At 44.0% G+C, this 23,444-nt stretch carries 19 protein-coding genes; 14 read left to right on the top strand and 5 right to left on the bottom strand.

Features of this window, described 5'->3' with window-relative positions; all coding sequences use genetic code 11:
- The first annotated feature begins 18 nt into the window (after positions 1 to 18).
- Complete coding sequence (locus IPM65_06645; GenBank protein QQS43785.1) at positions 19 to 2,274, top strand: polyribonucleotide nucleotidyltransferase; 2,256 nt, start codon at positions 19 to 21, stop codon at positions 2,272 to 2,274.
- A 104-nt stretch (positions 2,275 to 2,378) separates the two neighbouring features.
- A complete protein-coding gene (locus IPM65_06640; GenBank protein QQS43784.1) occupies positions 2,379 to 4,514 on the top strand; it encodes a DNA translocase FtsK in 2,136 nt (711 codons plus the stop codon).
- A 4-nt stretch (positions 4,515 to 4,518) separates the two neighbouring features.
- On the opposite strand, the gene IPM65_06635 is transcribed toward IPM65_06640, so the two are convergent.
- From IPM65_06635 to murJ, 4 genes are read right to left on the bottom strand one after another with little or no spacing between them, the layout of a single operon-like run.
- Complete coding sequence (locus IPM65_06635) at positions 4,519 to 5,034, bottom strand: prepilin-type N-terminal cleavage/methylation domain-containing protein (protein ID QQS43783.1); 516 nt, start codon at positions 5,032 to 5,034, stop codon at positions 4,519 to 4,521.
- Positions 5,035 to 5,043: 9 nt separating this feature from the next.
- Positions 5,044 to 6,003 (bottom strand): endolytic transglycosylase MltG, encoded by a 960-nt coding sequence (gene mltG / locus IPM65_06630; GenBank protein QQS43782.1) that lies wholly within the window; start codon positions 6,001 to 6,003, stop codon positions 5,044 to 5,046.
- Position 6,004: 1 nt separating this feature from the next.
- Positions 6,005 to 7,261 (bottom strand): thymidine phosphorylase, encoded by a 1,257-nt coding sequence (locus IPM65_06625; protein QQS43781.1) that lies wholly within the window; start codon positions 7,259 to 7,261, stop codon positions 6,005 to 6,007.
- 4 nt (positions 7,262 to 7,265) lie between these two features.
- On the bottom strand, positions 7,266 to 8,894 hold the full coding sequence (gene murJ / locus IPM65_06620; GenBank protein QQS43780.1) for a murein biosynthesis integral membrane protein MurJ: 1,629 nt from the start codon (positions 8,892 to 8,894) through the stop codon (positions 7,266 to 7,268).
- Between the two features lie 144 nt (positions 8,895 to 9,038).
- On the opposite strand from murJ, the gene mraZ reads away from it, so the two are divergent.
- The 10 genes from mraZ to murA all read left to right on the top strand — a co-directional run bounded on the left by mraZ (position 9,039) and on the right by murA (position 20,683).
- Complete coding sequence (gene mraZ / locus IPM65_06615; GenBank protein ID QQS43779.1) at positions 9,039 to 9,434, top strand: division/cell wall cluster transcriptional repressor MraZ; 396 nt, start codon at positions 9,039 to 9,041, stop codon at positions 9,432 to 9,434.
- Between the two features lie 2 nt (positions 9,435 to 9,436).
- Entirely contained in the window at positions 9,437 to 10,258 is an 822-nt protein-coding gene (gene rsmH / locus IPM65_06610; GenBank protein ID QQS43778.1) for a 16S rRNA (cytosine(1402)-N(4))-methyltransferase RsmH, read from the top strand.
- Entirely contained in the window at positions 10,255 to 10,530 is a 276-nt protein-coding gene (locus tag IPM65_06605) for a hypothetical protein (GenBank protein QQS43777.1), read from the top strand. Before rsmH ends, IPM65_06605 begins: the two co-directional genes overlap by 4 nt.
- 2 nt (positions 10,531 to 10,532) lie before the next feature.
- Positions 10,533 to 12,191, top strand: coding sequence for a penicillin-binding protein 2 (locus IPM65_06600; GenBank protein QQS43776.1), 1,659 nt, complete (start codon positions 10,533 to 10,535; stop codon positions 12,189 to 12,191).
- Between the two features lie 11 nt (positions 12,192 to 12,202).
- A complete protein-coding gene (locus IPM65_06595) occupies positions 12,203 to 13,429 on the top strand; it encodes a UDP-N-acetylmuramoyl-L-alanyl-D-glutamate--2,6-diaminopimelate ligase (protein QQS43775.1) in 1,227 nt (408 codons plus the stop codon).
- Positions 13,430 to 13,552: 123 nt separating this feature from the next.
- A complete protein-coding gene (gene pgeF, locus IPM65_06590; protein ID QQS43774.1) occupies positions 13,553 to 14,266 on the top strand; it encodes a peptidoglycan editing factor PgeF in 714 nt (237 codons plus the stop codon).
- A gap of 523 nt (positions 14,267 to 14,789) precedes the next feature.
- Positions 14,790 to 16,640: a KUP/HAK/KT family potassium transporter gene (locus IPM65_06585; GenBank protein QQS43773.1), complete on the top strand. Its 1,851-nt coding sequence runs from the start codon at positions 14,790 to 14,792 to the stop codon at positions 16,638 to 16,640.
- A 112-nt stretch (positions 16,641 to 16,752) separates the two neighbouring features.
- Complete coding sequence (gene murC / locus IPM65_06580; protein QQS43772.1) at positions 16,753 to 18,192, top strand: UDP-N-acetylmuramate--L-alanine ligase; 1,440 nt, start codon at positions 16,753 to 16,755, stop codon at positions 18,190 to 18,192.
- Between the two features lie 142 nt (positions 18,193 to 18,334).
- A complete protein-coding gene (gene murB / locus IPM65_06575) occupies positions 18,335 to 19,267 on the top strand; it encodes a UDP-N-acetylmuramate dehydrogenase (GenBank protein QQS43771.1) in 933 nt (310 codons plus the stop codon).
- A gap of 96 nt (positions 19,268 to 19,363) precedes the next feature.
- The gene (murA, locus tag IPM65_06570) at positions 19,364 to 20,683 is read left to right on the top strand and encodes a UDP-N-acetylglucosamine 1-carboxyvinyltransferase (GenBank protein ID QQS43770.1); all 1,320 of its coding nucleotides are present in this window, start codon (positions 19,364 to 19,366) and stop codon (positions 20,681 to 20,683) included.
- On the opposite strand, the gene IPM65_06565 is transcribed toward murA, so the two are convergent.
- Positions 20,684 to 21,907, bottom strand: a complete 1,224-nt coding sequence (locus tag IPM65_06565) for an NTP transferase domain-containing protein (GenBank protein QQS43769.1) — start codon at positions 21,905 to 21,907, stop codon at positions 20,684 to 20,686. It lies immediately after the preceding gene.
- A 179-nt stretch (positions 21,908 to 22,086) separates the two neighbouring features.
- On the opposite strand from IPM65_06565, the gene IPM65_06560 reads away from it, so the two are divergent.
- Both IPM65_06560 and IPM65_06555 read left to right on the top strand, forming a co-directional pair.
- Positions 22,087 to 23,073 carry a YvcK family protein gene (locus IPM65_06560; protein QQS43768.1) on the top strand — a complete coding sequence of 329 codons (987 nt, stop codon included), beginning with the start codon at positions 22,087 to 22,089 and terminating at the stop codon, positions 23,071 to 23,073.
- A complete protein-coding gene (locus IPM65_06555; GenBank protein ID QQS43767.1) occupies positions 23,070 to 23,441 on the top strand; it encodes a diacylglycerol kinase family protein in 372 nt (123 codons plus the stop codon). Before IPM65_06560 ends, IPM65_06555 begins: the two co-directional genes overlap by 4 nt.
- Positions 23,442 to 23,444: the final 3 nt, after the last annotated feature.

The raw sequence follows: 23,444 nt of genomic DNA, 5'->3' as shown, positions 1-23,444 counted from the left end.
CCGTGCTATATTTTATGTATGAAATATTTAGAAGAGTCCATCGAAATTGATGGCAATAAACTAACACTCCAGTTCGGAAAACTGGCACAAAACGCAACCACATCAGTGTTTGCACGTATGAATGATACTTGTATTCTTGTCACGGTCACGCTGGGCAAGGAAAACAATGACATTGATTACTTCCCTCTTTCCGTCGAGTATGTCGAAAAACTTTACGCAGGAGGAGTTATTAAAGGTTCACGCTGGGTAAAACGCGAAGGAAAACCGACCGATGAAGCAATCCTGAAAGGACGCATCATTGACCGCTCAATCCGACCGTTTTTTCCGAAAACCTACCGTCGCGAAGTGCAGGTTGTCGCAACTCTTATGTCTGTTGACAATACCGTTGCACCGGAAGTACTCGCAACGATCGCATCTGCAGTCGGGGTACATCTTTCACCCGCTCCGTGGAACGGACCTGTCGCCGCAACGCAAATCGGACTGATCAAAGATTCTGAAGGAAATTCATCTTTTATCATTAATCCGACTCAGGAAGAAGAACTGCACTCTGATCTTGATCTTTTTGTCACGTCAAACCGTGAAAAAGTCGTCATGATCGAAACTGCGGCAAAAGAACTTTCTAATGATGTTATCAAGGAAGGAATTCAGCTTGCAAAGAAAGAAAATATGAAGCTGATTGAATTCATGGATACACTTCGTGAAAAAGTCGGTATGCCGAAAGAACAGGCAGCAGAATCACTCATTGATCCGAAACTCAAAGAAACATTAAAACATGATTTCGATAAGGAAATTGATAAGCTTGTTGCTTACAAAGCTGACCGTGAATTCGATGACGGTTCAATGATGAAGGATCTTGTCGGGAAAGTCGTCGAAAAAACTGGCGAAGAATTCACCGACAAACAAATCGCGGAAGCTTTTGATTATCTTGCAAAGGATAAAATTCGTAGCAAAACAATCAATGAAAAAGTCCGTATTGACGGACGAGGAATTGATGATATCCGACCCTTGTCAGCAGAAGTCGGCATTCTTCCCCGCACTCACGGAACGGGATTGTTCAAAAGAGGCGCTACCCAGGTACTGTCAGTATTGACACTTGGCGCACCCGGACTTGAACAATTGATTGACGGACCTGAAGGACAGGAAGAAAAAAGATACATGCATCACTATAACTTCCCGCCATACTCAGTCGGTGAAACCGGACGAATCGGATTTACGAATCGTCGTGAAATCGGACACGGAGCACTTGCCGAAAAAGCACTGCTGCCTGTTCTCCCGACAGAAGAAGAGTTCCCGTATGTCATTCGAATCGTGTCAGAGGTTCTGACTTCAAACGGTTCAACCTCAATGGCATCAACCTGCGGTTCATCTATGTCACTTATGGATGCCGGTGTACCGATCAAAAGACCTGTTGCCGGAATTGCGATGGGACTTATGTCAGAATCGGATGATAAATATGTCATTCTGACGGACATTATGGGTATTGAAGACTTCTCAGGCGAGATGGACTTCAAAGTAACAGGAACAACAGAAGGCGTGACTGCGATCCAGCTTGATGTGAAGAACATGGGACTCACTGATGCCATGATTGATGAAATACTTGATCGTGCACAGTCAGCAAGACTTCGTATCCTGGAAGTCATGAACGGAGCAATTTCTGAACCACGAAAAGAGATTTCCCAGTATGCACCGAAGATTGAGACACTGCAACTTCCTGAGGATATGATCGGAACCGTGATCGGACCGGGAGGCAAAACCATCAAGAGTATCATCGCACTTACGGATACTGACATCAATATCGAAGATGACGGATCTGTGACAGTTGCAGGTATTGATCAGGTCAAAGTCGCAAAAGCACTTGAAATGATAAACAACTTGATAAGACAGGTAGAAGTCGGTGAAGAATTTGACGGTGAAGTCAAAAGACTGATGGCTTTCGGAGCATTCGTTGAAGTGCTTCCCGGCAAAGAAGGATTAGTCCATGTCTCAAAAATGAGCAACGGATTTGTTAAAAATCCTGAAGATGTCGTACAGGTCGGTGACAAAGTCAAAGTAAAAGTCCATGAGATTGATTCTCAGGGAAGAATCAACCTTGTGATGACTCAGCTCCCCGACGGGACACCGGTCGAGATTGATATGAGTGCAGCTCCTGATCGACATGATCAGCGCCGCATGGACAGACGCGGTGGAGGAGGCGGAAGACGATATGATGATCGTCGCGGAGGAGACCGACGGGATCATCGCGGACCTCGACGTGATGACCGCAGAAGATATTGATCTTTTTCAGACAAGAAACCTTAAGAGCTCCCGGCCTAACCCGGGAGCTCTTTTTTGTTGCAAAAACTACGCACAAACGTTACTTAGTGGTATATACTTAATCTATGGGAAGAAGAAAAAAATCTAAGTTTCCACGGCTTAAAATCAACGGTAAAACTATTTTCAATATTTTCGGATTTGTTCTACTGCTTATCGGGATTATCTCGCTGGCATCATTTTCTCAGCTGTTTGCTCCATCGGAAGAGGGCAGAGTACTGAAGGAAATCAATGTTCAGCTTTTGGAGCTTTTTGGCGGACTGGCAATATTTGTTCCGTTCACAATCATTCTGTTGTCAGGACACTTTTTTAATTCGAAAAAACTGAAGTTCGTCAGGCTGAATCTCACCGCAGGCTCCTTTTTGCTGCTCGTCTCTCTGATGGGGCTTTTTCGATCGGGTGCGTGGGGAAAGTCCATTTATAACAATCTCTCTATTGATTTTACTCCGCTCGGATCACTCTCCATTCTTATCGTATTTTTTATTATCGGACTTATTTTATTTTTGGATACATCAGTTGACGTGATCATGATCAATGTAATGAAGATCTTTTCTCCGATCGGTGCCGTTTTCTCGAGCCTGTCGAAAGCAAAAGATATGAAGCTTCCGTCTCTCGGGAAAGAAGGAAAGGAAGGAGACAATTTTATCAGAGATCAGGTTGTGATAAACAAGCCTATTGCGCCTGCTGCGATTGCTCCGAAAGCTGCAGATCAGCATCACGGTGAGCACAATCAAAACAATTTATCAATAAAGCCTGTCATGCAGAGCGATTCTTCTACCTGGGTGTATCCGCCGACAACCCTTTTGAACGATGTGAAACAGTCGGAGGCTGACCGCGGAGATGTGAAATCAAATGCACATATTATCGAAAAAACTCTTGACAGTTTCGGAATCCGAACGCGTGTTGTTGAAATCAACTTCGGTCCGACGGTCACACAGTATGCTATTGAAATCACCATGGGGACAAAGCTGTCAAAGATTACGGCACTAGCCAACGACTTGGCTCTTGCGCTGGCCGCTCCGACCGGACAGGTACGTATCGAAGCCCCTATTCCCGGCCGGTCTCTGGTCGGTATTGAAATCCCGAATATTACTCCTCAAATTGTCACACTGAGACAGCTTATGAAGACTGAAGCTCTCTCAAAACGGGGAGGAGATCCTCTTCTTGTCCCGCTTGGATTTGATGTGGCAGGTGTCCCGCAAGCAGCCAGTATTTCCAAGATGCCGCACGTTTTGGTCGCAGGTACGACCGGATCGGGTAAATCAGTGATGCTTAATGCCTGGATTACGACTTTGATGATGCGTACCCGGCCGGACGAACTGCGCATGATCCTTGTTGATCCTAAGCAGGTAGAGATGGTGCAATACAACGGTTCTCCTCACTTGCTGACTGACGTCATCAATGACAATGCGAAGGTTGTTTCCGCTCTGCGTTGGTCGGTCGGGGAGATGGAGGCACGCTACAAAGAACTTGCTTCAAAAGGAGTCCGGAATCTCGAAGGGTACAATAAACTGGAAGGAATAACACCAAAACCCTACATTGTATTTGTCATTGATGAGCTTGCAGATCTGATGATGTACGCCGCAAATGATGTTGAGGACATGATTACCCGAATCGCACAGAAAGCCCGTGCGGTCGGTATCCACCTGGTTCTTGCTACCCAGAGACCGTCTGTGGATGTTATTACAGGACTTATGAAAGCAAATATTCCGAGCCGTATAGCCTTCAACGTATCCTCCATGGTTGATTCCCGTGTCATTATTGACATGCCGGGAGCGGAGAAATTGCTCGGCCGAGGAGATATGTTTTATCTGCCGCCTGATCAGGCAAAGCCGCGTCGTATACAAGGACCATATCTGACGGATCAGGAAGTCAGCGATGTTGTCAAATTTCTTAAATCACAGGTACCTGAGGTCCATTACACTGATGAGATCACCGAATCTTCTGACAATGCACCAGGGATTCCCGGAGGAGCAGTCATGCCGGGAGGAGGATCATCAGACCGTGATGAATACTTCAATGCCGCCGTACAGCTTGTAGGTCAAGCCGACAAGGCTTCCGCGTCTCTTCTTCAGAGGAAACTAAAAGTAGGATATGCACGGGCTGCCCGAATACTTGACGAACTTCATGAAGCAGGATATGTGGGCCCGGCGCAGGGTTCAAAACCGCGAGAGGTGATAAAAGAAGCATTCCAGCAGCAGTAACTGTTTACAGCGGACACAGTACCATCACAATATTATCTCGGTCACGTCCGTCTCCGTCTGCGTATCCCTGTATTCCGTCTTTTCCCAATGAGTGAATTACCCGTACCGTGGTGTGGTTTGCCACCTTTTCACAGCCTTTTACGTTTGAATGGCAATGATAATCAGGATCAAAGTAATACGGGCGGTTCCATTGATCCATAAGGTAAATATTGTCCAAGTACGGGCCGTTCCAATTGAGAAAACTGCCGTCGGTACATGTCAGGCCTGCGTTACAGTTATTTACAAAGGCTTCAGTATTATGTATACATGTTTGAGGGTCAGAATGACCGGGAAGCTGGTCAGTATCCACTTCGAGCTGAAGCATAGCTTTCTTGATTTCTGCCATATCAGCCAGAGCTTTTGCTTCCTGTGAGCGCTGTATTGTTTTTCCGTACGAAAGAGTACCGATAGTCGCCAGAACACCGATGATACTTATGACAATCATCAGCTCAAGAAGAGTAAAACCTTTTTTGCTGTTCATATATTCAGTTTACCGCAAATATTTCTCGATGTTTTGCTGATGTTCTTCGTAGGTACGTGCATAGTACGTACGGCCGTTTCCGTCATGCAGATAAAACATATACGGTGTATCGGCATCGGCATTTGCAGCAGCCTCTATGGAAGCCCGTCCGGGATTGCTGATCGGTGCAGGAGGAAGTCCCGTATATTTATAAGTATTGTACGGGGAATCATATTTGAGATCTTCAAATGTCGTTTGTTTCTTCCACCAACGTTTCTCACCGGCCTGATAGCCGAGTGCATACTGGACTGTTGCATCAACCTGAAGAGGGTAATCCTCCTCAAGACGCCGATACATGATATTTGCAATTTGCTGTTTATCATTTGCATTTGCTTCCTTCTCGATAATGGATGCAAAGGTGAGAAGTTCTTCATCAGTCATACCTTTATCACGGGCTGCAGTTTGGATTTCTTCATCAAACTGTCTGTCAAAATTGGCAGTCATGATATCTATGATCTGCTGCTCGGAGGGATTCTTCGGTACAAGATAGGTGTCCGGGAACAGATACCCCTCTTCGGCAAGTTCATTAAATTCGGTTTCCGAGATATCAAATGTTTTTGACATAATCTCTGCAATTTCTTCTTTGCGTAGTCCTTCGGGAACGGTTACCCAGATATCTACCGTACCGTGTGTGAGTTCATCAGCAATTTCTTCTGCGGTCATGGATTGAGAAAGTCTGAAATCTCCGGCTTGAATTTTACGTTCAATTCCTTTTTGCTTGACAAGAAGATAAAAGACAAGCCTATTTCGGATAAGATCTTCTTTAGACAAATTGTTAATTATGGAATCCAGGTCTTCTCCCGGATCAATGACAAACATTGTTGTTTCTTCAGCGCTTTTATTGACGGGAAGTTTTCCTTCCTGATAGAAGAAATAACCTGATACGGCGATGATACCGATTATGATGAGAAATATTGCTATTTTTTTCATATTAGACAATGTTATAAATTGGGAATGAATGCAATGTCTCAACTGCTTCACGTATATTGCTTTCTTTTGATGAATGTAAAGTCAGCAACACATCATTATCCCGAACTTCATCTTTGCTCCTTTTGTGAAGCTCTATACCGGCTTTCTGATCAGAAGGAGCTCCGAGTATTTTTGCTATTGCATTCAGATTAAAGTTGTTGATGTGATTAATTGTACCAGATTTCTTAGCCTTAATTTCCTGCTTAAAGCGCGCAGTTTTCAGTTTTTTCCAGGTCACATCAGGATCACCGTACTGTGCTTTAAGTATCTTTCTGAATACTTCAAGTGCTTTTCCGTTTTTGAGAAGTTCTTTTGCTTCATCAGTACCTCTCTTTTTCTGTCCGGTTGTTTTATAACACAGATCAAGAAGCTTTCCTGCCAGTCTGATGGCCCGATTTTCCAAAGGAAGCGGACGGGTCTCATCCTGCTGAAGGACTTTTAAAACGTCTATTGCTTCAAGTGTGGGACCGATACCGTGTCCTTCAGGCTCAGTTGTCGAGTTGACGTCAACGTCGATTTTGATGCCGAAGCGTTTGGCTATTCCCTCAAATTTCTTTTTCACAAGATCGGCATCTTTTTCATATTTGACTTTCATAGTCCTTCCGATCGGAATATCGATTACGAGGTGATTGGTGGAAACTGCCACTTTTTTGGCCATGATTGACACGATAATTTTATCGAATGATTCAAACGACAACGGTTCCTCAACCTTGATAATGATGTCATCTGCAGGAGCAATACCCAGATGACCGCCCCAAATGATACAGCCTCCGACATCCCTGACGATTTTTTCGACATGTTCGGGAGTAAAATTCACTTTTGCAAGCACTTCCATGACATCGGCCGTTCCTGCAGGACTTGTGATCGCACGGGATGAAGTTTTGGGCATTGTAAATCCGGCTGCCACCACAATCGGGACCACGATCATAGTTGTCCTTGCCCCTGCAATCCCGCCGATTGAATGCTTATCTGCCACGACTCCTTTAAAGCGAAGTTGTGTTCCGGTCTCGACCATTGCTTTGGTCATGTAATAAAGTTCTTCTTCAGTAAAACCCTCCTTAAATCCTGCCGCTGCAAAATAAGTAGTCAGTACATCTCCCAGCCTGTCAGAAGATATCTCATCCATCAATGCATAAATTTCTTTGTATGTGAGCTGTCGACCCCGCAGTTTTTTTCGTATTGCTTCTTTTGCCAACAATAGATTTGTTTGTTCTGCCATATATTTATTCTACTCCTTTGTAAATTTCAACCATGCGCCGCCTGTAGTGCTTCATCTTGACGACCATCTTTGTAATAAGATACATTTCGCGGACACCAAACAGCCAGCTTAAAAACAAATATACTACAGAGAAAAAGATAAAGCCCACGGAAAGCAACGCAAACACGTTTATAGTACGGCTTGTGTCAAAAATGAGCCCGTCAAGCAGTCTGAGAAGAAAGTAGGTCAGTAAAGATGTGTTAAATGTAGCAAGGACGATTTTCGTTGCTTCTTTGTAGAAAAAACTGACATTATAGCCGTCAATTTTTTTGTAAAGCAAAACCATTAAAATCACTGTTCGGACACTCATTGTAATCGAAAATGAAAGTGCCAGTGCCCAGACCGGAAGGCCGAGGACAAGGGTAAAGAAAATACTTAATCCCGCACTCAGTGCAATGGTGACTCCAGTGATATAAAACGGTGTCCTGGTATCAAAAATTGCATAAAAACAGCGGGTCAAAAAATAATAAATTGAATGAAGCGGCAATGAAAGAGCAAAATAGGAAAGAGTACTTGCCGTAAGGACGGTTGCTTCCCAATCGAATTTGTCACCGCCGAAAAACAATCTGACGGTAGGAGTCCTTGTGACTATCAGAAAAGCAGCCGCGGGAATGGTAAAAAAGAAAATATTCAAAATTGATTCCACGACAATATCACGGAATTCATTAAATTTCTTTTCCTGAAATACTTCGGTCAGGTATGGGAGTGATGCCTGCCCGAATGCCATTCCGACAACCGATACCGGCAAAAGCTGGAGCCTCTGAGCCAGATAAAAAATTGTGTATGCTCCCGGTCCGAGAAGCGTCGCAAGTGTCAAATCCACTGTTGCATCGATTTGACCGACGATTATGGTTAAAATCCGGGGGGTTGCCGTTCGGAAAAACCGTACAGATTCATCAAGATGAGACAGTACAAGCTGATATTTGAACTGTGCGATATAAAAAACCGGAAGCTGAATGACAAAGAAAAGCATTGCCCCTATCACGACTCCGAGGATCGGCGCCATCAGATGAAGCTTGTCCGCAAAGAAATAAATAAAAATAATAATTGCCAGGTTGTAAATAATAGGCGCAAGGGCGGGAATCAAAAAAGATTTTTTTGCCTGACTGATACCGGTCAGAAAGTTCCCCAATACCAAAAACGGAAGCTGTCCGAGCAGGAGCACTCGTGAATAAAAAATCAGCTGCTCAGTCATCTCCTGCGAAAAACCCGGAGCAATGATCGGCATAAGAAGAGGCATGGTAATAACCAATATGACGATAAAAGCCGAAAGCACCAGAGTCACAACATTTATCACGGAAGAAATAATCGTACTTTGTTCCTTCGATCTTTTTTGATACTCGACAAAAAAAGGAATAAATGTTGTGCTAAGTGCTCCGTTTATCAGTATCTCAAATACAAGATCAGGGATACGGAAAGCTGCAAAAAAGATATCGAGCTCTTCTTTCGTAAAAAATCCGGCAAGAATACGATACCGTATAAATCCCGCAATGCGCGAAAGGATCATCATTCCGGAAAGGATCATCGTTGAAGACAATATGCTGGTCTGCTGGGCGAAAATAAAATCCTTCGTTTTCTTCAAAATCTTGTTCATAGACGTATGTTCATTATAGATTATGAGTCTTCTAATGTCTGCGTAAAAGGGGAAATGTTAATTGATGTTAATCAACTACTACTTACCTCATTTTACACAACATTTACTTGACATTTGGGTTCAAAAGGTGAATAATGGTTCTATATGGTGTTTTATGGTGAATATGAAATTTCGATCACGGCAGGAGGGCGTATCGCACTCCCGAAAAAGATACGGGAATTTCTTCACAACAACACAGTTGTGATCACCAAAGGGTTCGGCAATTGCTTAGCGGGATACGACAAAGCAGACTGGGAAGCAAGGGCGGAGAATTTACTCGATGTTTCACTTTTAGATAAGGAACACATCGACAAACGCAGATTGCTTTTCTCATCCACGGTGTACATCGAACTGGATGATCAGGGCAGAATCGTTTTGCCGAAGCAGCTACAGCAGTTTGCGGCACTTTCAAAGATCGTCACAATCGCAGGAGTAGGAGATCACTTTGAGATCTGGGCCAAAGAAAAGTGGCAGGAATATGTAGTTAAAGTTCAGGACTAATTATGCATACCAGTGTTTTTCTAGAAGAAGCAGTTGAAGCTCTAAATGTCGAGAAAGGAAAAAAGTATATCGATGCCACATTCGGAGAAGGAGGTCATGCCCGACAGATTCAATCAAAAGGGGGAATCGTGCTCGGTATTGATGCGGATAAAGTCCAGGCAACAAAGGAAAAAGAGATTAAGGTCGTTAACGGAAATTACGGAGATATCCGTCAAATAGCTGAAGAACATGGTTTTATACCCGTTGCAGGGATCCTTTTTGATTTCGGTCTTTCTATGGTGCAGCTCAAAACGGGAGGAAAAGGTTTGTCATATAAGAATAATGATGAGCCGCTTGATATGAGACTGGGTGAAAACGGTCAAACGGCCGCGGAATACCTGAATTCAGCTTTACCCGAGCAGCTTGTAGAAGATATAACAAAGTACTCTGAAGACCTGATATCAAACCGGATTGCACACAGAATTGTGCGGTATCGGTCGGAAAAACAAATTGAAACGGTAGGAGATCTGAAAAAAATCATTGATGATGCGACGGGTCTGCACGGAAGGGCACTCGAAAAAACATATGCTCGGATTTTTCAGGCAGTCCGGATAATCGTCAATGATGAACTGACACAGATCAGACGAGGGCTGGAAGGTGCATACGAGATTTTGGAAGATGGCGGAAGGATCGTGATTATCTCTTTTCACTCAATAGAAGACCGGGTTGTAAAAGCGTTTGTGAGATCAAAAGGATTCAAACAACAGAGGATACCTGTTCAGAAGAACAGGAAGTTACAAACATTTGAGAGATCAGCAACTCTCAGGGTTATTGAAAAAATATGAAATTGTCTTTTAATTCTTTTATTCTTGGTTTAATCATTCTTCTTGTCGGGATTAATATTGCGATTTTCGTGAAGGGAATTTCACTCAGTAACGAAATTCACTATTATGAAAAGGAGTTGTCCTCTCTCAGACAGCAGAATGTAGACTACGAACAAAAGATTTACAAAATGGAATCCTACACTTTGACTGCATCACTTGCTGCAGAACTAGATTATGGGAAGTATAATGATCCCATATACAGTGAGCTGCCTCAGTATGCTCTCAACAAGTAAATATGAATAGGCTCCGCATCATTTTTGGTTTTTTCAGTCTTGTTCTTCTTACTATCATTGTCAGACTTTTCTTTCTTCAAATAATTGCACCTACTTACTATTCGGCTGATTACACAACAACGAAAAAAATCAGTCCCGAACGGGGGCGAATCCTTGACCGCAATCATGAACCGCTTGCCGTGAATCAAACGAAGTATCTCTTATATGTAGAACCGAAACTTGTTTCAAACAAGGACTATGTCGTCAAGGTTCTTGATGATATCCTGCAAATGGGAGAAGCGACCATATCGGCCCGTATCAAAATGGATAAAAACTGGGTTGCAGTGAAAGGTAGTATAGACAAGGAGACAAAGCAAAAAATTGAAGGACTCAGTCTTGAAGCGGTCGGTTTTCAGGAGGAAGAGGAACGGTTTTATCCCGAAGCATCACTGGCAGCACATCTGACCGGATTTTTGGGAAAAGATTCTGACGGCGAATCCGTCGGGTATTTCGGTGTCGAAGGGTATTACGATAAAGATCTTGCCGGATTGCCGGGAGTGTTGAAATCAGAACGGGATATGATGAACCGTCCGATATTTTTGGGAAGTCAGGAGCGCGTAGAGGCTAATAACGGTCGGGATATCATTCTTACCATAGATAAATCGGTGCAGCACATCATAAAGCAGCATTTAAAAGACGGTGTCGAAAAATACAAAGCAAAATCAGGTTGTGCGATAGCTGTAAAGCCGCAAACAATGGAAGTTCTCGGATTGAGTTGTCTGCCTGATTTTGATCCCGAAGAGTACTTTGATTTTTCCGAGCGGGATTTTGTGAACTGGACGATTTCAAGTACCTACGAACCCGGCTCGACCTTTAAACCGCTGGTAATGGCAGCTGCGATAGAAGAGGGGAAAGTAAAACCTGATCAGATGTTTGATGAAGATAGCGCAGTCACAATAGGAGGATATACCATAAGAAACTGGAACGATAAATATGAAGGCAAAATCACAATGACACATGTGTTGGAAAAATCTTCAAATATCGGTATGGTCTATATCGGTAAACAACTCGGAAATGAACTACTGCACAAATACATTACCGACAAATACGGTTTCGGAGACTACACACAGATTGATTTGCAGGGCGAAGCGACGGGACAGGTGAAGACCCTTGACAGCTGGTATCCGATCGATGCTGCAACTATGTCATTCGGGCAGGGAATCTCCGTGACCGGCATGCAGCTTGTCCGGGCTTTTGCCTCAGTGATAAACGGGGGTTATCTGATGCGTCCGTATGTTGTTAAGGAGGTCATCGAAGACGGGCAGACAAAAACCAGAGAACCTGTGATACAGAAACGCGTATTAAGTGAAAAGACATCTGCTACAATGCGGAAGATGCTTGTCTCAACGGTCAACCATGCGGAAGCGAAATGGAATATTCCGGAAGGATTTACATTCGGAGGGAAAACCGGTACGGCTCAAGTCGCAGTTCAGGGGACGTATGACGCTTCAAAAACGATTGCATCGTTTATCGGTTTTGCCCCGGCTGACGATCCGGCATTTCTGATGCTGGTCGTGATTCAGGAACCTGAGTCATCAAGTTGGGGGTCGGAGACGGCTGCTCCGCTTTTTTTTGATATTGCCGAAGATTTGCTGATTTATTACAATGTAGCACCGCAGTAATTAAAATACTTATGGATTTTTACGTTCAAAAACTCAAAAACCAATTTCATCTCCTCAAAGCAATTCTTGCGAATACTTATTACGGGGCTCCCAGCAACAGGCTTACCGTAATCGGTGTGACAGGCACAGACGGCAAAACTACCACGTCATCTTTGATATATCATATTTTGAAATCCGCCGGGAAGAAAGTTTCGGTAATTACGACGGTCTCTGCCGTGATCGGAGGAAAATCATATGATACCGGTTTTCATACCACCACCCCGTCACCGTTTACCGTCCAGAAATTTCTTCATGATGCCGTGAAAGAAGGAGATGAATACTTTGTATTAGAAACGACATCACACGCGCTTGATCAGTACCGTGTTTACGGTGTTGATTTTACCTACGGCGTGATCACGAATGTGACACATGAACATCTCCAGTATCACAAAACCTATGAAAATTATGTGCATGCGAAAGCAAAACTCTTGAAGTGGGCGAAACATGCTTTTATCAACCGTGACGACAGGTCGTATGAGATCCTTGCAGGAATTGTCGATCAGTCGAAAACAAAAACATACGGACTCCTGGAGAAATCCGATTATCAGTTTGATATATCGGAGAAAATCGGAAAGCCGCTTGCTCATTTCAATCTCTACAACTTTTTGGCGGCTTATGCCGTCTGTTCGAGTATCGGACTTGCTGAAGATGTTATTTTCAATGCCATGAAATCATATGTCCTTCCCGAAGGCCGTATGGAAGTCGTGTATGACGGAGATTTCAAAGTCATTGTCGATTTTGCCCATACTCCCAATGCACTTCATGAGGCGTTGCCCAGTGTCCGGGCTGAATGTGTGAAGAAAGGGAGACTTATTCATATTTTCGGAGCTGCGGCTTTCAGAGATGACGCAAAAAGGCCCTTGATGGGGCAGGAAAGCGGGAAATATGCAGATTTGACGATTATTACTGAAGAAGATTATCGTACTGAGGACCCTGAAAAAATTGCACGCGAAATTGCTGTCGGACTTAAAAAGGAAGGATTCACCGTAGTCAAATCGGAGGAATTCGGCAAACAGGTTAAGACATATACTTCTATCGTGAACAGGAAAGATGCGATAAAAAGAGCGTTGGATATTGCCAGGTCTGGAGATGTCATTGTTTTGACGGGAAAAGGACATGAGAGAAGTCTTTGTCGAGGTACAGTCGAGTATCCCTGGCATGATAAAGAGGCAGTGCTGGATCTTGTAAAAAAAATATAAAAATCTAGCTGTTATCCGCTCAATAGAAATTTACTATGCTCAGTGGGCGTGCTCGTCCGAAAGCATTAGACTGCGCACCTCCCAAGTCGCAAAAAAATTTCTATTTTCGCTTATTTAAGAACTATGTTTCTTCTTGACCAAAGCATTTCCGTATATAAATCTTCACTATTACAAACTCCGCATGGTTTTGGAACAAAGAAAACAGGGGACGGTCGGGACATCGATGTTATTCAAACGTTGTTAAACAACGAAGATACTGATTATTCGTCTATAGTTATCCCGTCCCAAACTCACTCGAACAATGTCTCTGTTATTACAAGCCCTGTTAGTGAAGTGATTTACAAACCAGAAAATATTGATGCCGTGGTAACGAATCAACAAGGCATTGTTCTAACAGTTGTTACTGCGGACTGTGTACCGATTGTGTATTTTGATCCTGTTGGTAACATCATTGGTATATCTCACGGAGGGTGGAAAGGGACGTTGGAAAAAATCGGTCAAAGAGTTATTGACGATATGATCAAAATGGGGTCAAAACAGAAAGATATAGTGGCAGTAATCGGTCCTGCTATAGATTCCTGTTGCTACGATATATACGGTGAACGGCTACGTTTGTTTCAGTCATTATTCGGTGACACAGTGTTCAAAAAGCAGAAGAGCGCCGTGTATCTTGACTTGAAAAAAGCAAACGTCCTGACATTACTGAATGCCGGTCTAAGCCGTAACAATATTGACGTATCTGATTTATGCACTTCCTGCGATGACACCGAGTTTTTTTCCAATAAGCGTGATCAGGGCATTATAGGTGAAATGGTCTCCTTCATAGAACTTCAGTAGCTGTCTGCGTACATTTCATTTATATTGTTAAGTTTTTTCGCTTTTCAAAACGCTATCTGGTAGAATTTTATTCTCAACTCAATTGATAGGATAATATTCTATCTTATAGTATAATATATAGTGATTAAATGATGTTGGCACAACTATCAGAAATATAAGCATTTTCTGAAGTAAGTCAGTGCATTCTTTACAGGGATTTAAAGGCTAAGTCCTGTTGTAAAGTTCCCGAAACGGATAATCGGGTTTGGCACTTTTACACTCGGACTGTTATCCACAGCCGAAATGACTAGATACTATTTGGTAAACTCCGATGTGGGTTTTAGTGTTTTTCAGAACTGATAAAACATAGAGAGAGGAATTGAACAATTTCTGTTTTTCTCCCTGTGCTTTAATGCAAAAACCTATATAGATGAGACTCTCCTTTTTATTCGGTAATTTGTTCTTACATAATTCTCATCTAAAGCTTACATTGGAGTGTATCAATTCGTGATTTTGTTCTCGTTCCTAGAAAGAGAGGAGTCGGATGCCGTACTCACACGTAACGAAGTCCCGTGACGCCGCCCCTACTATCAGTTCAACTTTATTGTTGACACTGGCAGCACTCGGTGTGGTGTATGGGGATATCGGTACGAGCCCCCTGTACGCCCTTAAGGAGGCGTTCCATTACATCGCTCCCACGCGGGAGAATGTGATGGGGATTGTAAGTCTCATGTTCTGGAGCCTGATCGTAGTTGTAACAATCAAGTATGTGATTTTCCTGCTAAACACTGACCATCACGGTGAGGGAGGTATCACCGCCCTTATCGGTCTCGTGAAAAAACAGGTCCATCCCATACACATTGTTCTCGGAGTTTTCGGTGTCGCTCTCCTGTACGGAGACGGCATGATAACTCCGGCAATAAGCGTGCTCTCAGCGGTTGAAGGTCTGAAAGTAGTTGCGCCTGCTGCTGACCGCTTAGTCATACCGATCACGGTTCTGATCCTTGTTGGGTTGTTCAGTGTCCAGCGGTATGGGACGCAGCTTGTTGGGAATACCTTCGGTCCGGTCATGATCTGCTGGTTCCTGACAATGGGAATTCTGGGATTTTTCGGAATTCTCCTGTATCCGCAAGTACTTGCAGCGGTAAATCCGGTGTATGCCGTACAGTTCTTTGTTCACAACGGGGTCATCGGATTTCTGACCCTTGGGGCAGTCGTCCTTGTAGTTACCGGCGGTGAAGCACTATATGCCGACATGGGCCACTTCGGAGCACTACCTGTGCGTCTCGGATGGCTAAGCTTCGCGCTTCCTTCGCTTGTTTTGAACTACTTTAGGCAGGCCGCACTTGTCATCACCAACCCGGAGATGGCAGAGCACCCTTTTTACAGCCTGGCACCTTCTTGGTTCCAGCTGCCTCTTGTCCTCCTCGCAACACTGGCCACGATCATTGCCTCCCAGGCTTTGATCACGGGTGCGTATTCACTCACCCGTCAGCTCATTGATCTTCATGCGCTTCCCGCGATCGAGATCGTGAGCACCTCAGTAAAGAACCACGGGCAGATTTATGTGCCTACCGTCAACAAGATTCTGCTGATGGGGTGCATTGCTTTGGTTCTTTTTTTCCAGTCCAGTTCCGGACTTGCTGCCGCTTATGGCATCGCCGTCACCGGCACCATGGCCATCACTACATGGCTGTGGTACCACACTTTGGTGCAGGTCAAAGGTTGGCAGTTGTGGCATGCACGCGTGTTTCTTGTCGTCTTTGTGTTGATTGATCTGACGTTCTTCGGAGCGAATCTGGTCAAGTTTGCACACGGCGGCTGGATTCCGCTCACCATTGCCTTTCTCGGCACCGCCGGAATGGAATGGTACTACTTCCACAACAGAGAGTTACTTCGCGCGAAGAAGGTTCCGTTTACCGTCACTCAGACGTTCAACACGGATGTATCGTCGGTCATCGTCTTCATAGACGAGTATGCGCACTGTGGTACAAAGCTTTTGATCGGAGCTGCAAAAGCTCTCAATGCTCCGTACAAGCTTGTCCATATTGCAACTCGTCCTGAACGGGTAGAGTTACTTGAGCACTACCTGGCCGAGATCGGCGAGTCTGTCGAGATCATCGACTCACCAAGCGGAGACCTTCTGCATCCTGCAGTTGAGTATGTCAGGTCAATCCAGGAGAACAGCGAAGGAATGGTGTGGATTTTTCTCGGACAGTCAGTTGTCCACGGAGATACACCGCTTCTTCACCCGAACGGTGCAGCGCTGATGGAACGGCTGCAGACGCTCAAGGGCGTCGTAATCACGCGGGTCCCCTGGGTTGTCGAGACCCAACCTGTGATCAGTCTGAACGGCAACGGTCAACATGCCCTACAGATAGGCATGGGACAATAGAATATGTCTAGTCATCGTCCTCACAATGGCGTGAGGATCAAGCGGGCTGCGTTCTTTCGGGAACGCAGCCCTTTTTCATGGTTTATTTATGTTTTTCGCTTATAATATACCTATGCTATCTACAATCGACCATATTTTCTTCGTAGGTATAAAAGGCGTAGCGATGGCAAACTTAGCCCGCATTCTGAAACAGATGGGTAAGACAGTCTCAGGATCTGATGTTGCCGAAGAGTTTATTACGGACGTTTCTCTCAAACAAGCTGAAGTTTCTGTTACAACCTCATTTGAAGCTTCTCAGTTGCCGGCCGACACGCAGTATGTCATTTATTCCGCCTCTCACGGAGGAAAAAATAATCCTCAAGTCGCGGAAGGAGTCAAGCGCGGGATCACTGTTCTGCATCAGGCAGATTTATTGGGGATGCTTATAAAAGAGTTTCGGAAATCGATAGCCGTTGCAGGATGTCACGGTAAAACGACAACTTCCGGAATGCTCGCATATGCACTGTCTAAACTTAGTCATAGTTCGAGTCATATGATCGGAGTCTCATCTTTCGGCGTTACCTACGGAGGAGAATTCAAAGGGAAAGACTATTTTGTGTTTGAAGCTGATGAATACGGAATTGATCCTCCTGAAGATATCACACCGAAATTCCACAAGGTGAATCCCGATTACGCACTTGTGACCAATCTTGATTTCGACCACCCGGATATTTATAAATCATTTACTGAAGTAAAGGATGCATTTTCTGCGTTCATGCAGAAAATCATTCAAAAAGATACGATTCCTCCGGTTTTGTTTCTAAACGGAGATGATGAAGGTCTGAGAGATATTTCTTTTCACCTGCCTCCGAGTGCATACATTTTTTACGGAGCGAGTGAAATGTGTGACGTGACATACTCTGATATCACAAATGATGAAAAAGAAACGATATTTGTCCTGAACAGCGAACAATACGACATCAAACATACGGAAATATCTATTTCGCTTTTCGGAGAGAAAAACGTATCAAATACCACCGGTGTGATTGCGATTCTTCTTCATCTGGGCTTTCCGATACAGGATATTAAAGCCGTTATCAGGGATTATCAGGGTCCGAAACGCCGTTTTGAAGAAAAGTTTTTTAAAAATGACATCTATGTGTTTGATGATTATGCTCATCACCCTGCCGAAATTGATGCGACAATTACGGCTTGTCAGAACCGTTTTCCGAACCGGCGGATGATCGTTATTTTTCAGCCGCACACCTTTACGCGGACGAAACAGTTTGCAGATGCTTTTGCGGAAGTTTTAAGCCGTGCTGATGAAGCATTATTGCTGCCGATTTTTTCCTCTGCCCGCGAAAACGCAGAAGGTCAGCACATTACATCAGAGGATTTGGTTGATTTGGCAATGAAGAAAGGTATTACGACTATTAAGGCTTTCGGTTCAAAGGAAGATCTTACGGAATACTTATCGGGACATATGTCCCAAGGTGATATTATTTTTACGATGGGAGCGGGGGATGTATATAAATTGGATGTCGAGATTAAGAAGATTATTGACCGCATGTAATCGTTTTTCAAAATTATTCGCTTGTAATCGAAAATTTGTTAGAGGTGAACTCGCCTGAATTTGTCAGCTCGAACATCCACCTCTGCACAAATTTTAATTACTGCGCTCATACCAGAAATTAATTATTTTAATCCAGCAGATAATGGAAGAACTACTCACAAAACAATTCGGAGACAGGTTGAAAAAAGATTTTGATTTGTCGCCGTACTTTACCCTTAAAATGAAGACTAGGGCTGAGTTTTATATCGAGGCGTCATCAATTGATGAATGGCGGGAAATCGCTCGTGTAACTTTAGAGAATGATATTCCACTTTTTATTCTCGGAGGCGGGTCAAATATTGCCGTTTTGAAGAACGTTATCCCGGGACTGGTTGTGAGGAACAGATATATGCGAAAGGAAGTCATTTCCGAGACTGATGAATATATCGATGTCCTTTTTTCATCAGGCTATCCCATGAGTCTGGTTGTGAAAGAAACAACCGAATCCGGATGGTCAGGGTTTGAATATCACTTAGGATTACCCGGGACATTAGGAGGAGCTATATATATGAATTCTAAATGGACAAAACCGGTGACATATGTCGGGGATACGCTCCTCACCGGGACGATCATGAATAAGCAGGGAAATGTCCGTACTGAACAAAAAGAGTATTTTTCATTTGCATATGACTACAGCAAGCTGCAGGATACAAAGGAGATTTTTCTGGAAGGTGTTTTCAGATTAAGAAAAGAAGATTCTTCGGTTTTGAAAATGAGAGCTCAGGAAGCGCTTGCATACCGGAAGGAAACCCAGCCGTTCGGTGTTGCGACGGGCGGTTGTTTTTTCCAGAATATTTCTCAGGAGGAGAAAGAATCACATAATCTGCAGACGACCTCTGCAGGGTATCTGATTGATCATGCCGGTCTGAAAGGAAAACGTATCGGCGGCTTTGTGGTATCGGACAAACATGCAAATTTTGTCATCAATACAGGAGACGGGACACCGGAAGATTTGAATTCAATTCTTCAGCTTATCAAAGAAACGGTAAAAGAAAAGTTCGGTGTCGAATTGAAGGAGGAAGTACAGATTATTTAACATATTCAGTCATTCCGAGCAACGTCGAGGAATCCCTTCCAGGAAGAGATCTCTCCACTTCGGTCGAGATGACAAATTAATATATTGAACACTATTATGGAAGATGCGTATATCATCAAAGGAGGACAACCGTTACAGGGAACAGTACAGTTATCGGGAGCAAAAAATATTGCATTGAAAGTGCTTATTGCGGCGCTTCTTTTTGAGGGGAAAGTCGTTTTGCACAATATTCCCCGAATTGATGATATTCAGGAGCTTATCCATCTGTTGAAGCTTCTCGGGGCGGATGTGACCTTTGAAGGCAATACCGTGACGATAGATCCTTCAAAGATTACCGAGAATAGAGTTGACCTTTTGCATGCTTCCAAAATCCGAGTCTCCTTTTTGCTTTTTGCACCGCTTCTCTATCGTTTTCAAAAAGCACAGATTCCCAATCCAGGAGGCTGCCGTCTCGGTGCCCGTTCGATCGACCGGGTGATTGAAGGGCTGAAAGCTCTGGGTATCTCAGTCTCGTATGATTCTTCGACCGGGTATTATGATTCCGCCATGCCGGAAAAACCTCACGGAGAGTATACCTTCCCGAAGCCGTCACATACAGGTACGGAGCTTATGATCCTGATGTCCGTGTTCTGTAAAGGGGTAATAACAATTAAAAATGCGGCACAGGAACCTGAGATTGATGATTTGATACATCTTCTCAATGAAGGCGGTGCGAAGATTGCGAGAAAAGCAGCTGATATCGAAATTGAAGGTGTGGAACGCTTAGTTCAGGGAAAACCGTATACTATTGCATCCGACCGAGTTGAGGCAATCACCTATGCAGTCGCCGGAATCGTGACCAAAGGAGAAGTAACGATTTCCTCAATTGAAGACCATTACATCCAAACATTCATTGATACGATCCAAAAAGCGGGAGCAGGAGCGGAGAAGGTCGCTGACGGAACCTGGAAATTTTATTACAAACCTGTTCATGCCATGTCCGTCGAGACGGAACCGCATCCGGGTTTTCTCACTGACTGGCAGCCTCTCATGGCAATCCTGATGACGCAGGCTCAAGGGAAATCAGTCATTCATGAACGGATTTTTGAAAACAGATTCAGTTATGTTGAAGAACTGAGAAGACTGGGAGCTCATATCGAATATATTGATTATGAAATTGACGATCCTCGTTCGCATTATCACTTCAACTACGACCCGGAAAAAGAGTATCAGCAGACAATTCAGATCACGGGACCGCAAAAACTGCACGGCGGTGTGATGACAGTCTCGGATCTTCGGGCCGGTGCGACACTCGCAATTGCAGCTCTTATGGCACAGGGAGAATCGTATATCAAAGGAATCCATCACCTTGAAAGGGGATATGAGGATTTTGTAGAAAAGATCTCCGGCTTGGGAGGCAATATCAAGAAACTGTAATCATTTCAAAGTCTCATCGTCTTTCACAGGATCTTTTATTACCGTTCCGGGGTAGATTTTTGCATTTCGTCCGATTGTGATGCCCGGCATGACCGAACAGTTGACGCCGATGAAAGCTCCTTTTGCAATCACTGCACCGAGTTTGGTTTTCTCAGTCTCGATAGTCTCCTCCGACAATCTCAATTTGATTGCTCCCTGGTCAAGCCTCCAGTTGGCAAGTGTGGTGCCCCAGCTCGGGTTTATATCCGATTCGAGTACGGAGTCACCGACAAAATTCTGGTGAAGCATGCAATTGGGGCCGATATAGCTTCTGGCTACTTCACTTCCGAAACCCACGATGGCACCTTCTTCAATGCTGGATTGCCTGACAAGTGCATGATTCCCGACTTTTGCATTACGTCCGATGTATGCCGGACCTTTGATGACGGCGTAGGCATCAATATGAGCTCCTTCATCAATATATACTGTTCCTTCAATGACGGCCTGAGGGGAAACATGAGCTGATCTTGCAACATGGTTTTTCGTTCGGAGTTCGAGAAGTGCCTGCATCATATCAAGTACGTGATGGGAATACTTCAGCTTTGTCCACGGTCCGTGATAAGGGACGACATCAATATGACGCTGCTGCATAAGTTCATGAAGTGCTTTTTCGTATTGATCATCTGAAGTCGGTGTTTTTTTCAGAAAACCGAAAAAGTCCTGCGGCTCTGAAAAGTAGTGGAATACAAGATTGAGAAGATTGCTCGGTTCATTCCCTTTTCCCGGTTTTTCAACCAGTCCTGTCGCCCGGGTGCCTTCCATTTTGATGTATCCGCCGGGAAAGTAGGTGTCAAGTTCAAGACCGGTGATGAATGCATAGGAATTGTATGTTTTCTGAAGTAACGTTTTCAGGAACATGCCGTCTATAATGTCACATGCATTGATGATCAAAACCGGCTGATTGCCGATGACATGTTCGGACTGCAAAAGAGCATCTCCCATGCCGGTCGGTTTGACGATGTTTGTTTGAAGCGTAATGTTAAAAGGCTGGTACGATGCAAGCCACTCCTCATTTTCGGGGTTTGTTATAATGAGAGCTTCGTGGAAGCCCGCAGACTCAACCATCTCGATGACATGCTGGAGCATAGGCTTACCGGCAATCGGAATGAGAGTTTTGTTTATAGTAAGTGGTTTAAAAGAGGTTCCTATCCCTCCTGCAAGGATAACAACAAGTGGTTTTTTCATAGTTAATAGGTTACAATTTATTATAACAGGAGTAAAGAGAGGAATTAATCCTCTTTTTTTTTAGCTCACTTTTCGGTTCCTATAGTAGTATATCAGCAGGTAAACCAAAAGCAAAACAGCCTATAAAAGCGTAATGAGTCCTCAAAACTTATTCGCATTATTATTCAATATAGTAAAAAATGAAAAAAGTAACTGTAATCGGAGGCGGCACGGGAACATTTGTCGTTCTTTCCGGATTGAAAAAGCATGAACTTGATCTTGCCGCTATTGTCACCATGATGGATTCGGGCGGTTCGACCGGACGGCTGCGCGACCAGTTGGGAGTACTTCCTCCCGGAGATCTGAGGCAGTGTATGGTTGCCCTTTCTGATTCCACTGATCTTTGGAGAAAGCTGTTTTTATACCGGTTTGAGAACGGTGACCTGAAAGGCCACAATTTCGGCAATATTTTCCTGTCAGCTTTAGAAAAAGTATGCGATGACTACAACACGGTGATCGAGACTGCGAGCTATGTACTGAATACCAAAGGGAAAGTCATTCCCGTTACCTTTGAAAAAACTCATCTTTGTGTCGAATACGAAAACGGCACCGTTATAAAGGGGGAGGGGAATATCGATGAAGACAACCCGGAACGGTCTCGCATCAAACGTGCGTATCTTGAGCCGGAAGCAGCCGTAAATCCCGATGCCGTGTCGCGCATACGTGAATCTGACTACATCATTATCGGACCCGGGGATTTGTATACCAGTATTATTCCGGTGCTTCTCGTAGATAATCTTCGTGAAGAGATGAAGAAATCAAAAGCGAAAATTATTTACAACCTGAATTTGATGACCAAAGCGGGTCAAACCACGGGATACACTGCAAACGACTTCATTCATGATTTCGAACAGTATATCGGCCGACAACCGGATTATGTCGTTGCAAACAACGGAGAGATTCCCGCACCCATCCTTTCATGGTATGAATCCCATGAAGAATCTCCTGTTTTGAATAATCTCAACGAAAACGGATTTCAAGGTACTATAATTGAAGAAGATATCATTAGCAGGAGTCATATTACAAAAAGCACATCGGATGAACTGACGCGAAGCATTTTGCGACATGACACCAAAAAACTGACTCCGATCATAATGGATATTATCAAACCACAACAAGCAGCATGATAAGGAAACACGCAGACTCAATCGGACATGCCCTGGACGGACTTATCTGGGCTGTCCGGACACAACACAATTATCGTGCACATTTTTTCTTCATTTTTTTGTCGGTTGCAGTAGGATTCTTTCTGGACATAAAGTATCATGAATGGCTGATCATACTTTCGCTTTCAATGCTCGGACTTATCATTGAGACCTTCAATACTGCGATAGAAAAAGTAGGTGATGCCGTCGATCTCAATTACAATGAAAATATTAAGATCGCAAAAGATGTATCGGCAGCAGCGATGCTCATTTATTCAATCGGAGCGGCGGTCGGGGCGTCTATGATATTTGTACCGAAGCTGTTATTGTTATTAAACACTCTTATCTGATTT

The organism is Candidatus Roizmanbacteria bacterium (assembly GCA_016700135.1).
Classification (GTDB): domain Bacteria; phylum Patescibacteriota; class Microgenomatia; order UBA1406; family GWC2-37-13; genus UBA1450.
Note: the sequence above shows the minus strand (reverse complement) of the source record. Positions and strands in the feature narration are given on the sequence as shown.